Below are 16,721 nucleotides of genomic sequence, written 5' to 3'. Positions count from 1 at the left end.
GCGTTAGCTGAACTTCTCGGCCATTTCACCCAGTATCTGTTCGCACCAGTTTTCCAGGCGTTCGTCGCTGAGGTCGTACTGGTTGGTTTCATCCAGGGCAAGCCCGACAAACAGCTGGCCATCCGCGATAATCGGTTTCTTGCTGGTGAACTCATAGCCTTCTGTTGGCCAGTAGCCGATAAACGTCGCGCCTTTCGGTGCCAGTTTATCGTGCAGCATGCCGAGCGCATCCAGGAACCACTCGCCGTAGCCAAGCTGGTCGCCCATGCCGTACATCGCAATGATTTTGCCTTCGAGGTTGAGCGAATCGAGCTGATCCCAGATGGCTTCCCAGTCTTCCTGTATCTCGCCAAAGTCCCAGGTCGGGATGCCGAGGATCAGCACGTCGTACTGTTCCATCAGCGCGACGGCGTCATCTTTCAGGTTATGCAACGTCACCAGCTCCGGGCCGATGATGTCGCGAATTTTTTCCGCTGCCATTTCGGTATAGCAGGTGCTGGAACCATAGAAAAGACCAATATTCATCGCGTAACGTTCTCAATTCTTACTCTGACTTTGCGCGTAGTGTACCAGAAACCGATGGCAATCAGGCATAATGCCCGGATTGCAGAATCAAAGAGGTTGATGTGGAAAAGGCTCTCGCACTCATCGAACAGTTTCTCGACGCGCTGTGGCTGGAGAAAAACCTGGCCGAAAACACGCTCAGTGCCTATCGGCGCGATCTCACCATGCTGGTGGAATGGCTGGCACACCGGGAACTGACGCTTGAGAGTGTCCAACGCGATGACCTGCAGGCGCTGCTGGGTGAGCGGATGGACGGCGGCTACAAGGCCACCAGCTCCGCACGCCTGCTTAGCGCAATGCGTCGTCTGTTCCAGCACCTCTACCGTGAGAAGATCCGGGCGGACGATCCCAGTGCGCTGCTGGCATCGCCTAAACTTCCGCAGCGGCTGCCGAAAGATCTCAGCGAAGCGCAAGTTGAGAGATTATTACAATCACCCGCTGTTGACCTGCCGCTGGAGTTACGCGATAAAGCGATGCTTGAACTATTGTATGCTACCGGTTTGCGCGTTTCGGAACTGGTTGGCCTGACGATGAGCGATATCAGCCTGCGTCAGGGCGTGGTTCGCGTGATAGGTAAAGGGAACAAAGAACGGCTCGTCCCGCTGGGTGAAGAGGCGGTGTACTGGCTGGAGACGTATCTGGAGCACGGCAGACCGTGGCTTCTGAATGGTGTTTCTATCGATGTGCTGTTCCCCAGCCAGCGTGCGCAGCAGATGACGCGACAAACCTTCTGGCATCGCATCAAGCATTACGCCACACTGGCAGGCATTGACAGTGAAAAGCTGTCGCCGCACGTTTTGCGTCATGCCTTTGCGACGCATCTGCTAAACCACGGCGCTGATTTGCGCGTAGTGCAGATGCTGTTGGGACACAGCGATCTCTCAACGACGCAGATTTATACCCATGTCGCGACGGAACGCCTGCGGCAGCTACACCAACAGCACCACCCACGCGCGTGAGTGCCGACGAATTGTTACAGGATTAAATATGAAAAAGTCTTTTGCGCTGTTCACCCTGCTGGCAGCCTCATTTACCGGTTTTGCTCATGCTGACGACGCCGCCATCAAACAGTCTCTGACAAAACTGGGCGTCACCAGCAGCGACATTCAGCCCGCGCCCGTTGCGGGAATGAAAACCGTCTTAACCAACAGTGGTGTGCTGTACGTGACCGAAGACGGAAAGCACATCATTCAGGGGCCGATGTATGACGTGAGCGGCGCGCAGCCGGTCAACGTGACCAACCAGCTGCTGATGAAAAACCTGAATGCGCTTGAAAAAGAGATGATCGTTTATAAAGCGGCGCAGGAAAAACACGTGATTACCGTCTTCACCGATATCACCTGCGGCTACTGCCACAAGCTGCATGAAGAGATGAAAGACTACAACGCGCTGGGTATTACCGTGCGTTACCTGGCCTTCCCGCGCGCCGGCGTGCAGAGCCAGCCAGAGCAGGACATGAAGGCTATCTGGTGTGCGAAAGACCGCAACAAGGCCTTTGATGATGCCATGAACGGCAAAGGCGTTAAGCCTGCTTCCTGCGACATTGATATCGCAAATCACTATGCGCTGGGCGTGCAGTTTGGCGTGACCGGTACCCCAGCCATCGTGCTGAGCAACGGCTACGTGGTGCCGGGCTATCAGGGACCAAAAGAGATGAAAGAGTTCCTCGACGCGCACCAGAAACAGACTGCGGGTAAATAATCCGCGTGAAAGCTCCGATAAAACTGCGCCGCCGCGAAGCGGCTGACACGGCTGATTTACCTGACGATCTTTCGCCGCTGCTGAAGCGGCTCTATGCCAGCCGCGGTGTGCGAACGGCGGACGATCTTGAGCGTAGCGTCAAAGGTATGCTGCCCTGGCAGCAGCTAAGCGGCGTCGAAAAGGCCACTGAAATGCTCTACAACGCGTTCCGGGAAGGGACGCGGATTGTGGTGGTGGGCGATTTCGATGCCGACGGCGCAACCAGTACCGCACTGAGCGTGCTCAGCCTGCGCGCGCTGGGCTGCGATAACGTCACCTATCTGGTGCCAAACCGCTTTGAAGACGGTTACGGTCTTAGCCCGGAAGTGGTCGATCAGGCTCACGCGCGCGGTGCGCAGATGATCCTGACCGTGGATAACGGGATCTCCTCCCATGCGGGTGTCGATCATGCGCATGCGCTGGGGATCCCGGTGCTGGTTACCGATCACCACCTGCCGGGCGAAACCCTGCCTGCCGCCGAAGCCATCATTAACCCCAATCTGCGCGACTGCGATTTCCCGTCGAAATCCCTGGCCGGTGTCGGCGTGGCGTTTTATCTGATGCTGGCGCTGCGAACGCTGCTGCGTGATAAGGGCTGGTTTGAGTCGCGCGGGATTGCCGTGCCGAACCTGGCCGAATATCTCGACCTGGTGGCGCTGGGTACCGTGGCGGACGTGGTGCCTCTCGATACCAACAACCGTATTTTGACCTGGCAGGGCTTAAGCCGCATCCGGGCGGGCAAGTGCCGTCCGGGGATTAAGGCGCTGCTGGAAATTTCAAACCGCGATCCGCTCAAGCTGGCGGCAAGCGATCTCGGCTTTGCCCTCGGGCCGCGTCTTAACGCCGCCGGAAGGCTGGACGATATGTCCGTCGGCGTCGCGCTGCTGCTGTGCGACAACATCGGCGAGGCGCGCGTGCTGGCGAACGAGCTGGACGCCCTGAACCAGACCCGTAAAGAGATCGAGCAGGGGATGCAGGCCGAAGCGCTGACCCTGTGTGAAAAGCTGGAACGCAGCGGCGAAACGCTGCCGGGCGGCCTGGCGATGTACCATCCCGAGTGGCATCAGGGCGTGGTCGGTATCCTGGCGTCGCGCATCAAAGAGCGCTTCCACCGTCCGGTGATTGCGTTTGCCCCTGCGGGCGACGGCACGCTGAAAGGCTCCGGTCGTTCAATTCAGGGGCTGCACATGCGCGATGCGCTGGAGCGCCTGGATACGCTTTACCCGGGTCTGATGATCAAGTTTGGCGGTCACGCGATGGCGGCAGGCCTGTCGCTGGAAGAGGCGAAGTTCGACGAGTTTCAGCGGCTGTTTGGCGAGCTGGTGACAGACTGGATTGACCCTGCACTGTTACAGGGCGAAGTGGTCTCCGACGGCGAACTTTCACCGGCTGAAATGACCATGGAGGTGGCCCAGATGCTGCGTGACGCGGGGCCGTGGGGGCAGATGTTCCCGGAACCGCTGTTCGATGGCCGTTTCCGTCTGCTGCAACAGCGAATTGTTGGCGAACGTCACCTCAAAGTGATGGTCGAGCCAGCCGGTGGCGGCCCGCTGCTGGACGGCATCGCCTTCAACGTTGACACCTCCATTTGGCCGGACAACGGCGTGCGGGAGGTTGAGCTGGCCTATAAGCTTGATATCAACGAGTTTCGCGGTAACCGCTCCCTTCAGATCATCATCGACAATATCTGGCCAATTTAGCGTCAGTAAAGCTACAAAAAAGGGCGTGGATTCGGTACAATCCCGCTCTTATCACCGCATTTTGACAAGCCCATAAAAGAAAACAGACCATGTTTGAAATTAATCCGGTAAAAAACCGCATTCAGGACCTCACGGAGCGCTCTGACGTTCTTAGGGGGTATCTTTGACTATGATGCCAAGAAAGAGCGTCTTGAAGAAGTAAACGCCGAGCTGGAACAGCCGGACGTCTGGAACGAACCTGAACGCGCGCAGGCGCTGGGTAAAGAGCGTTCCTCTCTCGAAGCGATTGTCGATACCCTGGACCAAATGTCTCAGGGGCTGGAAGATGTCTCTGGTCTGTTGGAACTGGCTGTAGAAGCCGACGACGAAGAAACCTTTAACGAAGCCGTGGCAGAACTCGACGTTCTGGAAGAGAAGCTGGCACAGCTCGAATTCCGTCGTATGTTCTCCGGCGAATACGACAGCGCCGACTGCTATCTCGATATTCAGGCCGGTTCTGGCGGTACAGAAGCGCAGGACTGGGCGAGCATGCTGGCGCGTATGTATTTGCGTTGGGCAGAAGCGCGCGGTTTCAAAACCGAAATTATCGAAGAATCTGAAGGTGAAGTCGCGGGTCTGAAATCCATCACTATTAAGATTATTGGTGATTACGCCTACGGCTGGCTGCGTACTGAAACCGGCGTTCATCGCCTGGTACGTAAGAGCCCGTTCGATTCTGGCGGACGCCGTCATACCTCCTTCAGCTCCGCGTTTGTTTACCCGGAAGTGAAAGACGATATCGATATCGAAATCAACCCGGCCGATCTGCGAATCGACGTTTACCGCGCATCCGGCGCGGGTGGTCAGCACGTTAACCGTACGGAATCGGCGGTGCGTATTACCCACATTCCAACCAACACGGTAACGCAGTGCCAGAATGACCGTTCCCAGCATAAGAACAAAGACCAGGCCATGAAGCAGATGAAAGCGAAGCTTTATGAACTGGAAATGCAGAAGAAAAATGCTGAGAAACAGGCGATGGAAGACAACAAGTCCGACATCGGCTGGGGCAGCCAGATCCGTTCTTACGTCCTTGATGACTCCCGCATCAAAGACCTGCGTACCGGGGTTGAAACCCGCAACACGCAGGCGGTGCTGGACGGCAGCCTGGATCAATTTATCGAAGCAAGTTTGAAAGCAGGGTTATGAGGAACCAACATGTCTGAACAACAAGCACAGGGCGCTGACGCGGTAGTCGATCTTAACAACGAACTGAAAACCCGCCGCGAGAAGCTGGCAGCGCTGCGCGAGCAGGGCGTGCCGTTCCCGAACGATTTTCGTCGTGACCACACCTCAGACCAACTGCACGCAGACTTCGACGGTAAAGAGAACGAAGAGCTGGAAGCGCTGAACATCGAAGTGTCTGTGGCTGGCCGTATGATGACCCGTCGTATCATGGGTAAAGCGTCCTTCGTGACGCTGCAGGACGTTGGCGGCCGTATTCAGCTGTACGTTTCCCGTGACGACCTGCCGGAAGGCATCTACAACGAGCAGTTCAAGAAGTGGGACCTGGGCGATATCCTGGGCGCGAAAGGTAAGCTGTTCAAAACCAAGACCGGTGAACTCTCTATCCACTGCACCGAGCTGCGTCTGCTGACCAAAGCCCTGCGCCCGCTGCCGGACAAATTCCACGGCCTGCAGGATCAGGAAGCGCGCTACCGTCAGCGTTATCTGGACCTCATCTCTAACGATGAATCCCGCAAGACCTTCAAAATTCGCTCTCAGATCATGGCCGGTATCCGCCAGTTCATGGTCAACCGCGATTTTATGGAAGTAGAAACCCCAATGATGCAGGTGATCCCTGGCGGTGCGTCTGCGCGTCCGTTCATCACCCATCACAACGCCCTGGATCTGGACATGTACCTGCGTATCGCGCCGGAACTGTACCTGAAACGTCTGGTGGTCGGTGGCTTCGACCGCGTGTTCGAAATCAACCGTAACTTCCGTAACGAAGGCATCTCCGTGCGCCATAACCCAGAGTTCACCATGATGGAACTCTATATGGCGTATGCAGATTACAAAGATCTGATCGAGCTGACCGAATCCCTGTTCCGTACCCTGGCGCAGGACATTCTGGGCACCACCGAAGTACCTTACGGTGAAGAAGTCTTCGACTTCGGCAAACCGTTCGTCAAGCTGACCATGCGCGAAGCGATCAAGAAATACCGTCCGGAAACCGAGATGGCCGATCTGGATAACTTCGACTCAGCGAAAGCCATCGCGGAAAGCATCGGTATCAAGGTTGAGAAGAGCTGGGGTCTGGGCCGTATCGTGACCGAGATCTTCGAAGAAGTGGCCGAAGCGCACCTGATTCAGCCGACCTTTATCACCGAATACCCGGCAGAAGTCTCTCCGCTGGCGCGTCGTAATGACGTGAACCCGGAAATCACCGATCGCTTCGAATTCTTCATCGGTGGCCGCGAAATCGGCAACGGCTTCAGCGAGTTGAACGATGCAGAAGATCAGGCGCAGCGTTTCCAGGACCAGGTAGATGCGAAAGCGGCAGGCGACGACGAAGCGATGTTCTTCGACGAAGACTACGTGACCGCGCTGGAGCACGGCCTGCCACCAACGGCGGGTCTGGGGATTGGTATCGACCGTATGGTGATGCTGTTCACCAACAGCCATACCATCCGTGACGTGATCCTGTTCCCGGCGATGCGCCCGGTGAAATAAGGCGTTAAGATGTAAAAAAAGCCCCGAAAGGGGCTTTTTTATTGCGCCGCGAAGGCTTTGAGTTTATCGCGGGCGGTTGTCGCTTCCATGATCATCCACGGGCTAAAGGCCCAGGGCGTCGCGTCCAGCGCGCGGAATAATGTGTCCAGCTCAACCCACTGATAGTCCATCACTTCATTTTCGTTTATCGTCACGTCATTGGTGATGCGGGCAGCGAATACCGGGCAAATTTCATTTTCCACGATCCCGGACGGGTCGGCTTCCCGATAGCGAAACTCAGGGGCGACGGCGGTGATATCGGCCAGTTCTGCGCCCACTTCAAAGTGGCAGCGGCGGATTATTGCCTGTTCCATCTCTTCACCTGACTGAGGGTGGCCGCAGACCGAGTTGGTCCAGACGCCGGGCCAGGCTTTTTTGCTTAAGGCGCGTCGGGTAATCAGACATTCGCCGCGGGCATTAAAAAGCCAGGAAGAGAAGGCCAGATGCAACGGGGTATGCGAGGTGTGCGCGGCATATTTTTCCTGAGTGCCAATCACCTTTCCCTGGTCATTTACCAAAATAACGTGTTCTTGAATACTCATTGATGCTCCGGTACCAGATCAGCCGGATCATTATACGGCATTCTTATACGAACGGTTTGGCACCAGGAGCGGAAAAGGGCATGACCCCTGTTCGTTTTGGCTGCTATCATAGTGCGCCATTTACGCTGACCGAGGATCTGTTTTGTTTGCAGGAAGCCTGATGAGAAACCCCATCACTGCCATTTTTTGCCTGACGCTGACGCTACTTCTGGCGGGATGCTCGGGAAGCAAATCGTCGGATATGGGCAGCTATTCCGGTGCGGTCTATACCGTTAAGCGCGGGGATACCCTGTATCGCATTTCACGTGTAACGGGAACCAGCGTAAAGGATCTCGCGCGTCTGAATAACATCTCTCCCCCCTATACCATTGAGGTGGGGCAGAAACTGAAGGTCAATGGCGGCTCCTCTTCAGCCAAAAAATCCTCTTCAAAAGGTAAAACGGCCAAAGTGACGCCGTCGTACCAGGTGCCGAAGTCTTCCTGGCCACCGGTCGGGCAGCGCTGCTGGGTTTGGCCCGCCAGCGGTAAAGTTGTGGTGCCTTATTCACTTTCTGAGGGCGGTAACAAAGGCATTGATATTGCTGCTGCGCGCGGCACGCCGGTCTATGCCTCCGGCGCCGGGAAGGTGGTCTACGTCGGCAACCAGCTGCGTGGATACGGGAATCTGATCATGATTAAGCACGGCGAAGATTACATCACCGCTTATGCGCATAACGACACGATGCTGGTCAATAACGGACAAAACGTGAAGGCGGGGCAGAAGATAGCCACCATGGGCAATACCGGGACGGACTCGGTGAAGCTGCATTTCCAGATCCGCTATAAGGCGACGGCCATCGATCCGCAGCGCTATCTCCCGGCGCAGGGCAGCAAACCGAAGTGCTAAGTGGTTATTTAATCGCCACTTGGTGATACTGACACTTGTATGAAAAAGCGTAAGGTCTATAATGCCTTACGCACCTCAAAGCGGGCGTAGTTCAATGGTAGAACGAGAGCTTCCCAAGCTCTATACGAGGGTTCGATTCCCTTCGCCCGCTCCAGTCCCTGCTTCATCATCCGGTCCATCAAGCACGACAATCTCTTTTTTATTGATCGACAGTTTACGCTGCGCCGCCAGCGTATCGAATGCGCGAGACAGGGTTGATTGAGAAATGCCGAGCAGCTGCGCCAGCTCTTTTTTGCTGAGCGGCAGTTCAAGAATGTTATGCTCGAAGCCATACTCCCTGTTGATATCCACCATAAGTTGAATAAATCCACGCACTTTTTGCACGCCGTCATGATTCACCAGGACGCTGATAAACTGCTGTTTTTCCCTCGCGGATCGGGAGAGGATAGCAATGATAAAATGGGTGAAGCTGCTGGTTATCTGGCTCAGGTGATAGAAATGGGTATTTTGTAACTCACAAATTTCTGCCTCGGTGGCCGCCTGCACGCTGTACTGATAATGCTCGCTAAAGAGCTCCTCTGCCCCGATAACCTGACCGGGGAAGACAATTCCCTGAAGCGTTTGCTGAGCATCATAAATCTTCGCCACCCCACGCCTGAGCGCATACAATGCTTTTACTGTCGTTCCGTGCCGGTAGATAAATTCATTTTTAGCAATACGTTTTTTACGCGCGAAATCTTTAATAAACATGGGTTCCTGATGGTCGAAAAGATACGACTGGCATACCTCAGCAAACCCACATTTTGCACAGCTGACACAATTATTCTTCTTCATAAAATCGGGTTCTTACCAAAACGTCAGGACTGTATAACGCAATTCATCAACGGTGAAAGTGAATTTCCAATCGTAATAAAGTTATTATCATGCTTGTGCAGGTACATAGAATATTCGCCGGTAAGAAATAATATCTTAATGGCAAGAGGCGAGATGGCTGCTGGGACATTGTCATGCGCCATGGTTTCGTGCGAAATGACTTTTATTCTGTAGGCATTATTTTTAATATTGACATAGTTAAACTTTACATAGCGCGAGAACGTGTAGTTTTGTCCCTGATAGGAAACGTCACCGGATAAATTAAATTGTCCGGTTTTGTTCTTTGAAAATTCAAAGAATATGTTTCCTTTGAAATTGAATGCCTTTTCATTTGTGTTATCGGTATAGGTAAAATTGGCAAAGCACCGATCGTCGATATACGCTGAGGTGCGGTTAACCATTCCCCAGATCAGCGCACCTGTCAGGATCAGGACAGTCGCAGAAAGCGTTAGCGCAATCTTCATTTCATTTTCCAGTTAAAGGCGTAGTGATTTTCACAGTACGCTAGCGTTTCGTTTTCAGAATCTAAAGGACAAAAAGAGTAAAAAATGCGTCCGCTGCTGCCATAAAACACGCTGGGCTGAACGTTTACCGTTAACAGTGCTAAATGGTTTGCACATTTTTCTGCAAGCTGCGGCTGTGCCGACAGCAATACCTCATGTAACCGCTGCCGTTCATCGGCAGAAAGATGTTCATAGGTGGTGAGGGTACATTTTTCGAGCTTGCCTATCTCATTGACTCTGGAATAGCGTTCATTGGCTTTGGGCTGACTCCAGACCCATAAATTGGCCGCAATCAGCGCCAAAATAAGAAGCGCCGGGATGCTATATTTAAGCGGCAAAGACGGTATTTCCTTCTTGGCCGCAACGTTATCATCCCCGGGCGCTGCAGCACAAGGCTCATCCAGAAGCTGTACGTCAATATCGGCGGAAAAGTAAAACCCTACTTTTGGGACAACGATGATCGACTCTTCAATATCGGTCAGTGAGGTTAACGTCTTGCGTAAAATACTAATATATTGGTTGAGCGAAGAGCTAGACCCGGTATGCCCGGCGGATTCCCAAACGTGTTCCAGCAGATATTGACGCTCAAGCACTGTGCCCGGGGAAGCAATAAGCAGCGACAGAATACGGTTGGCCGTATTCGTCAGTTTTTGAGCCTCAAGGCGTTCTGCCCCGGGAAGAGTGAATTCCCCGCTCTCTGTATCGTAAATAACTTTGCTGGCAATCAAATATTTCATTAGCTGTTCTTTGGACGTTAACACATCGCGACAAGCGCTTTTACACTGCCAATATTATGGTCCAGCAATGTTACGATGTCCCTGTCCAGTCTGTAATTTCTTGCTTCTTCGTGGAGTATAGCCATAGCCTTAGCGCTCTCCATCCCTTGTCTGTAGGGACGGTTTTCCGTCATGGCAGTAAACACATCCGCCACCGCAAGGATGCGAGACGGAATATCAAGTGAGGCGGCGCCTAACCTGAACGGATATCCACTGCCATCCAGCCGCTCGTGATGGTTGGCGGCCCAACGGATAATATCCCCCAGTTCAGAGATAGGATGCAGCATCACCAGCGTTTTGTAGCTGTGCTGCTTCATCGTGGCGTATTCAAAGGATTCGAGCTTGCCATGCTTTTCCAGGATATGGAGCGGCGTAAAAAGCTTGCCGATATCATGCAGATAGCCTGCAATACAGATCTTTTCTTGCATATCGACATCATAACCGTAGAGTTCAGCCAGGCGGGCCGCAACATGCGCTACGCTGGCACTGTGGGTGCGCGTAAAGCTGCTGTACTTATCGACGATTTTTGAGATGAGCTGACACACCTCGAGAAAATCATGATGGTCGAGCATGTGGTCATGTAACGGACTTATGGCATTGAGGACCTGAGGGAGCGAAGGATTGCCGAGGCGAAACCAAAAGCCATCCTGACGTGCAGATTCGCGCAGCGCCTGCTCCAGAGGGGCGGGCCACTGAATGGGTTGGGCAAAGAAATCCGAAATGACCCTTTCGCGTTGGGTAATAAAATCCCCTTCAATCCCGCGTAAATAGAGCTCAAAGGTATCCGCCATATTAACCAAATGATGTACCACAGGAAGATCGTCCGAGCCCGAGGAAGACCATGCGGTATGATGGTTTTCAAGGATCGGCGTGACGGGTTGCAGGAAACGGATCCCCGCCGTCATTGAGCCCGCCAGTTGTTCATGCCCATCAAGAAACCCCTCGCTGCCGGGAGAAAGGTGTTCGCGGTCTTTACTCAGCGTACCAATGTCGTGCAGCATGCCAGCCAGAAAAGCGTTGCCGATCCCGGTTTTATCCAGCCCAATGCGCTGGCTTAAATACCAGGTGATGATGGCCGTGCGTTGTAAATGATTAACCAGATCGGCAGAGACCGGATGAATAATGTTATGTAATAAGTTAAGCACGGTTTGAACAGATATTTTCATGGCGTTTAATTGGCAGAGGTCTGAAAAAAGAATGTCATTGTTTATGTGAGAGAATTAGTCATAGCCGAACATGATTTGTGCGGTCGCGACCACCGTGCCGGTCGATAAGGCGGAGGCGTCATACACTCTGTAGTAAGCATGCAGAAGAATATATTGCGTATCCTGAATGTCATCGTCCTTAACAATATCAAGGATCTGAGTGGCATTTCCCATGCTTGTGCTGCTGGAGAGTTTGACCTCTTCGAAATCCCCCATAAAAGATCGACTACGAATAGCAATACCGACCCCGCCCGCGGTTGTTTCATCATTTACCATCGTTTGCGAACTGCCGTCCGTAGTGATCACATCATTGCTGGAAAGCCAGGCCTTAATATTCCGCGTAGATGTTTTTACGCCGGCAAGGTTTCCGCATTTGATGGGTATGGTGAAATCCGCCCCATTGGTTCTGCCGTACGTTTTAAGTTCTTTCAGCGGCGCAGGCGGAAGTTTTACGGTCATGTCACGCGTCATATTGCAGGTGGTTTCTTTCGGCTCGAATTGAATGGTCATTTTCTCGTACGCGAGGAAATAATCGGTATCCCAGCTTTTGCGCGCGGTATCTGACATCATGTTATTCCATGCTCTGGTCGCATACGTTTTAGAGGAGAGCAGGGGCGAGTCGGATCCCGAGCCGGTACCACTCATCACGGCAGGAATGACGCTCAGCGCACCGCTGGTGGTGGTTTTGGTATAGGTCGACACCCCAACAGGCGCCGAGGAAAGTAACTCTGCTCGCAAGGTATATTGCGTTTGGTAGGAGAGAGAGTGTATCCCCACAATACCGCTCACCGTGACTTTACTGCTGCCGGTTATTTCAGAGGTCACCTTAATCCAGTAACTGCTTTCACCATCAGCACTGTTAAAATTCAAATACACCGGGTTGTTATTAAACCCAGTGAAATAGTAGAGGTGATCCTGAAATACTCCCCCAATACCCACGTTGCCATAGGTACAGGTCATACTCCCCGACCAGCTGGTGGTATATGTCTTTTCAACCACCGTCGAGGTGATAAATGCAGACGATAAATTAAGCGATTTATCCGCTTCCGCCACGCTTTTAAATATAATGCCACTATTACGGCAGGTATCCCCCGTCACGCCTCGGGCCTGTGGTGCCGCCTGGGCTGAAAATCCAGGGATCGTTATCAGGCTGAATACGGCAAAGATGAAAAATAAAGATTTGCTCATGATCGATTTCATACTCGTGGTCGGTTACCGGCAGATATTGACGGCATGCTCTGTCGGCTGCGTAATAACACAGGATTTTTTGATTTTGGCTTTACTGGTATTAATGCGAATTGCCTCTGGCTGTGCGTCAGACTTCACAAAGATTTGGCTCCCCTGGGCGACGTAACCCAGTTCCTGATGATGGCTATCTGAAACCAATGCGCCGAAGGGGAGTTGATTGCCCTCGCTGTCAAGCACGTCGAAGGTATAAACTTTGCGCGTATCGGTCTTGTACTTCAGATACGTTATGCTGCCTTCGTAAGGGGCAATATTAAGTAAATTCCCCTGTAAATCGACGTCGCTGCTTTTTGAACCATCCTGTTCCAGATGGAAGTTATTCAGCCGGTAAGGCGTTGCGCTGGCGATAAGGGCAATACCGTTGCGATTCGTGCGCGTAGAGGTATCCCCATTGACCACGGCGTTTTCGATGCCAGGGGCCTCAAGAATGACAAAGTTTCGCCCATTATTCGGTGAGGTGATGACGCCACCACGCCACGCGAGAATATTGCCGCTTGCGCCGAGGCTGGCCTGACGATACTCGCGCGAAAGCGTCAGCCCGCTGTTCAGGCTGGTGACGCTGTTTTTCCAGTTGGTATAGAGATCGGCGGAGCGGGAATTACCCTCACTGTCATGCGCCAGCATAAGGCTGTAATCGACATCCTGGGCGCTGCCGCTCATGCTTATATCTGATGAAGCGTATTTCCCCTGCTGAACCGTCGCATGCGAAGCAACGCTTCCCGGACTGCCGAAGAGTGACATCGGAACATTGACGGAGAAATAAAGATTATTTTCCGTCTTCCCACGGGTGCGCAGCGACGTAACAACATCACCTTCGTAATCTGTTTCATAGTTGTAGTACGACTGAGTGACTTCAGAGCGGCGCAGTGATACCGCATAATTCACGCTGTTAAACGCGTTGCTCCAGGTCAGATTATACTGGCGGCTGGTCTTTTGGCCGCGCCAGTAATCGCGCCAGTACGCCGTCAGGGAAAGTCGACCAAACCCATCGCCCAGCGGCTGGTTGAGGTTGGCGCTAAACGCCTGCTTGCTGTTAATGGTTGACGTGCCGGTGCCGCCATAATCCTGAATATTGGACTTCGTCAACACATAATCGTTAAACGATGCGTAATCCTGCGTGCGATAGTAATACGACGCCAGCGTCAGGTTAGTTTGCGTCGGGAAGGATTTACTCCATGAGAGCGCGTATTTTTCTCCCCTGCGTCGATTATCGCCCGGCAAGCGATACTGCGCTTGTTCAAGCGACGCTGATAGCGATCCTGCATAGGGAACAGAAAGAGCACCGCCGAGCAGAAAGGAGAAATAGTCCGCGCTCCAGATACTCCCGGCTGTGGCGGTTACGTAGTTATTCATTCCGCGAGAGTAGCTGAACTGCGCAAACTGGCTATGGTCATTGATGCCGCGCATGTCCACCTCACCGACGTTAAACTGGTAGTCGCTGGTGCCGGGACGCAGCATGTCCGGGATAGACGAAAAGGGAACCGCAAAGCGCTCTATCGTTCCGCCGCTGTTCTTTACCTCAACAGAGAGATCCCCACGCGAGCCGGTGGGCATTAAATCGCGGATCGCAAAGGGCCCGGCGGGGACAGTAATCTGATGGATAATGTGTCCATCCTGGTAAACGCTGACCACGGCCGAACTGGTGGCAATTCCGCTGATGACCGGCATATACACGCGTTCGCTGTCCGGCAGCATTTGACGGCTTTTATTCAGCGTCAGGCCGCGAAAACGAATCGTGTCAAAATAATCGGACGTGCTGTAGGTACGCCCCACGCGCATTAATGCCTCAATACCGACAATCGGTTTTTCAAGATAGCGTGTGGTGTTAATCCAATACCCTTTACCCATATTGCTGTAGCGCATCCACGTCGAGTTATCGAGGAGATGCCAGCCAGACATATTCAAACCGCTGTTTAGCGATAAATAGATATTATCGCTGTTGGTATACCCTTCACGCAGGCCATAAAAGTTGTAATAATTGAGGTTGTAGTTGGTAAATACCCCATTAATCCCCTGGTCCCATTTTTGTGGGGCCACCCAGTTCTGTTTTTCGGTCACCACAAAGGCCTGGGGTACTTCTAAATCCAGACGCAATTCTCCTGGCGCCAGCGTGCTTTTTCCGCCGTGTAGCAGGGTACTGATGTCGATTTGCCCGTCTGATTTATTCGCGACGAGATCGTCGAGATCGCGAATACCCAGTAGTGGCACATCATCTTTCGGAACAAGCACCGTCCCTTTACCGTCATTGGCAATCGTCATGTCGAATTTCCCGCGCCAGGCGTTATTCACATATACGTCGAGATCGTATGCGCCCGGTGTCATGACCAGTTTTGAATTACTCCAGTCCATATCGGCTGAATTACCGACCAGCAGGCTGCTATTAAATGTCTCACCGCTCGCCCCAAAGGAACATAAGGCGAGGCTGACGGAGTGAACCAACAGGCTTTTACGAAACAGGGATCTGTTCTTCATCAGAATTGAACCAGGCATAGCCATAAAAATAATCAGTGAAGGGTGCTGAATCTTTTGGCGCCGTAATCATCAAGCCATGTAATACGATACTGAGAACCGGCCTGGATTTTGTTGGAAACCAGCGCGCAACCGTAAGGCGGAATAAAAACGGTATCGCTCAGTAAATTATCGTCTCGATTCTGCTTCAATTTTCCGCCCTGCCAGGTCACAACCTGTGGAATGGTTAAATAGTAAGGGGAACTGTTTTTGAGACAGGTTTGACTTCCTGAGGTGGAAATAGTGACCTTTTCGACAATTTTACTGTCCAGTTCCTGCAACGAGGCGGGGCGATAAAACAGCTTAATGCGATTGCGGATCGCCACCTGGAGATAATTATCGTTGCTGCCTTCCGGCGTTGGCGGAACATCCAGCACGTTTAACCAAAATACGCTTTCTCTGTCTGAGGGCAGAGAGGAAGTATTGGTCGCGGCGATTTTCAGCGTTTGACCACTGTGGCCATCCATTTTGACAACCGGCGGCATGACGGAAAAGGGAACTTTAATCTTTTCCGGGGCGGCTGAAGCATCACCTTGATCAAGCCAGGACTGTACCAGGTGAGTTTTATCGCTCTCATTCACTAATTGCACGGTAACGAATTTTGCTTCGCTGGAATAAATCACGCGCGTCTGGTTAATTACCACGCTGGCCTGAGCCACGTGTGAAGCGAACGCAACGAAGAGAAAGAAAATATGTTTTTTCATGGTCATTAAAAACCGGGGATTGCTCCCCGGTTGGGCTATTAATCGTAGCTAAAGGAGTAAGTTGCGTCGGTAACGACTTTACCGGTCGTCACGGCAGAACCGCCGAAGTTGTAGTAATTCGCGTGCATGGTCAGCGTAACGCCGTCGGTACCGGAAACATCATCAGAAGTCAGACCGGTGTTGAACGCGGTGTCGAATGGAACGGCGGTGGTGCCATCCTTGGTCAGGGTAATACCGACCCCTTCAGCGCCGCTTTCGCTGTAGTTCTTCAGGTATTTACCGTCATCAGACAGGTTGCTGCTTGAGAAGGTGATTTTCAGCGTTTTGGTTGCGGTGTCGGCGGCAGTGCAATTTTTCAGACTCATGGTGAAGTCTTTATTGTTGGCACTGACAACGCCAGTAGTGGTACCCATATCCGTCAGTGATATAGGCGCCAGGTTCACCGTAAAATCGGAACCATTGTTGGTGGTCACGTCACAGGTTGTATCGGATACAGAACCATTGAAGGTGATTGTGCCACCCGCAACGCCGGTGCTTTCCGCTGCCATTGCCGCGCCCGAAAACATCATAGCGACTGCGATAACTGTTTTATTGAACATGCTTTTATTTCCCGTTTTCATCATCATTTTTGTCTCCCAGGCGGTTGAGCGATGTGTTGCAGAACAACGTACCGCACCCCTTGCCTTTGGTTGGAATATAAGACCATCGCTGGTTGTTTTGG

General features: G+C 52.7%; 16 protein-coding genes and 1 tRNA gene. 7 read left to right on the top strand and 10 right to left on the bottom strand.

Going from position 1 to position 16,721, the window contains the following annotated elements:
- Positions 1-3 precede the first annotated feature (3 nt).
- Positions 4-525, bottom strand: a complete 522-nt coding sequence (gene fldB / locus HV355_RS07085; protein WP_182401426.1) for a flavodoxin FldB — start codon at positions 523-525, stop codon at positions 4-6.
- Positions 526-626: 101 nt separating this feature from the next.
- Here fldB and xerD point away from each other — a divergent pair, with 101 nt between their 5' ends.
- The 5 genes from xerD to lysS all read left to right on the top strand — a co-directional run bounded on the left by xerD (position 627) and on the right by lysS (position 6,719).
- Positions 627-1,523 carry a site-specific tyrosine recombinase XerD gene (gene xerD, locus HV355_RS07080; RefSeq protein WP_182401424.1) on the top strand — a complete coding sequence of 299 codons (897 nt, stop codon included), beginning with the start codon at positions 627-629 and terminating at the stop codon, positions 1,521-1,523.
- A gap of 28 nt (positions 1,524-1,551) precedes the next feature.
- Positions 1,552-2,265: a bifunctional protein-disulfide isomerase/oxidoreductase DsbC gene (gene dsbC, locus HV355_RS07075; RefSeq protein ID WP_010435313.1), complete on the top strand. Its 714-nt coding sequence runs from the start codon at positions 1,552-1,554 to the stop codon at positions 2,263-2,265.
- A gap of 5 nt (positions 2,266-2,270) precedes the next feature.
- Positions 2,271-4,004, top strand: a complete 1,734-nt coding sequence (recJ, locus tag HV355_RS07070; protein ID WP_148400611.1) for a single-stranded-DNA-specific exonuclease RecJ — start codon at positions 2,271-2,273, stop codon at positions 4,002-4,004.
- A gap of 89 nt (positions 4,005-4,093) precedes the next feature.
- Positions 4,094-5,192 (top strand): peptide chain release factor 2 gene (prfB, locus tag HV355_RS07065; RefSeq protein WP_108416304.1). Its coding sequence is split into 2 segments (ribosomal slippage): positions 4,094-4,168 and positions 4,170-5,192, totalling 1,098 coding nucleotides; the frame shifts between segments, so codons are not numbered across the junction.
- 9 nt (positions 5,193-5,201) lie between these two features.
- Positions 5,202-6,719, top strand: a complete 1,518-nt coding sequence (gene lysS / locus HV355_RS07060) for a lysine--tRNA ligase (protein WP_010435299.1) — start codon at positions 5,202-5,204, stop codon at positions 6,717-6,719.
- A gap of 38 nt (positions 6,720-6,757) precedes the next feature.
- On the opposite strand, the gene idi is transcribed toward lysS, so the two are convergent.
- Positions 6,758-7,300: an isopentenyl-diphosphate Delta-isomerase gene (gene idi, locus HV355_RS07055; protein WP_182401422.1), complete on the bottom strand. Its 543-nt coding sequence runs from the start codon at positions 7,298-7,300 to the stop codon at positions 6,758-6,760.
- Between the two features lie 160 nt (positions 7,301-7,460).
- On the opposite strand from idi, the gene actS reads away from it, so the two are divergent.
- On the top strand, positions 7,461-8,186 hold the full coding sequence (gene actS, locus HV355_RS07050) for an amidase activator ActS (protein WP_182401420.1): 726 nt from the start codon (positions 7,461-7,463) through the stop codon (positions 8,184-8,186).
- Between the two features lie 80 nt (positions 8,187-8,266).
- A tRNA-Gly gene (locus HV355_RS07045) sits at positions 8,267-8,340 on the top strand.
- Here the strand turns inward: HV355_RS07045 and HV355_RS07040 are convergent.
- From HV355_RS07040 to HV355_RS07005, 8 genes are all read right to left on the bottom strand, one after another.
- Entirely contained in the window at positions 8,307-8,936 is a 630-nt protein-coding gene (locus tag HV355_RS07040) for a Crp/Fnr family transcriptional regulator (RefSeq protein ID WP_120158693.1), read from the bottom strand. The two genes, HV355_RS07045 and HV355_RS07040, sit on opposite strands and share 34 nt — an antisense overlap.
- A gap of 107 nt (positions 8,937-9,043) precedes the next feature.
- Positions 9,044-9,523 carry a hypothetical protein gene (locus HV355_RS07035; protein ID WP_126815922.1) on the bottom strand — a complete coding sequence of 160 codons (480 nt, stop codon included), beginning with the start codon at positions 9,521-9,523 and terminating at the stop codon, positions 9,044-9,046.
- On the bottom strand, positions 9,520-10,299 hold the full coding sequence (locus HV355_RS07030) for a winged helix-turn-helix domain-containing protein (RefSeq protein WP_182401418.1): 780 nt from the start codon (positions 10,297-10,299) through the stop codon (positions 9,520-9,522). Before HV355_RS07030 ends, HV355_RS07035 begins: the two co-directional genes overlap by 4 nt.
- Positions 10,300-10,316: 17 nt before the next feature.
- Positions 10,317-11,504: an HD domain-containing phosphohydrolase gene (locus HV355_RS07025; RefSeq protein ID WP_182401416.1), complete on the bottom strand. Its 1,188-nt coding sequence runs from the start codon at positions 11,502-11,504 to the stop codon at positions 10,317-10,319.
- A 54-nt stretch (positions 11,505-11,558) separates the two neighbouring features.
- Positions 11,559-12,731 carry a fimbrial protein gene (locus HV355_RS07020; RefSeq protein WP_235028111.1) on the bottom strand — a complete coding sequence of 391 codons (1,173 nt, stop codon included), beginning with the start codon at positions 12,729-12,731 and terminating at the stop codon, positions 11,559-11,561.
- 24 nt (positions 12,732-12,755) lie between these two features.
- Complete coding sequence (locus tag HV355_RS07015) at positions 12,756-15,260, bottom strand: fimbria/pilus outer membrane usher protein (RefSeq protein ID WP_249420844.1); 2,505 nt, start codon at positions 15,258-15,260, stop codon at positions 12,756-12,758.
- Between the two features lie 32 nt (positions 15,261-15,292).
- Positions 15,293-16,000, bottom strand: coding sequence for a fimbria/pilus periplasmic chaperone (locus HV355_RS07010; RefSeq protein ID WP_249420843.1), 708 nt, complete (start codon positions 15,998-16,000; stop codon positions 15,293-15,295).
- A 38-nt stretch (positions 16,001-16,038) separates the two neighbouring features.
- A complete protein-coding gene (locus tag HV355_RS07005) occupies positions 16,039-16,599 on the bottom strand; it encodes a fimbrial protein (RefSeq protein WP_042714551.1) in 561 nt (186 codons plus the stop codon).
- Between the last annotated feature and the right edge of the window lie 122 nt (positions 16,600-16,721).

Origin of the sequence: Enterobacter sp. RHBSTW-01064 (assembly GCF_014103035.1) — a bacterium.
Taxonomy (GTDB): Bacteria; Pseudomonadota; Gammaproteobacteria; order Enterobacterales; family Enterobacteriaceae; genus Enterobacter; species Enterobacter mori.
The sequence above is the reverse complement of the archived record's forward strand: the minus strand, read 5'-3'. Positions and strand labels throughout refer to the sequence as shown.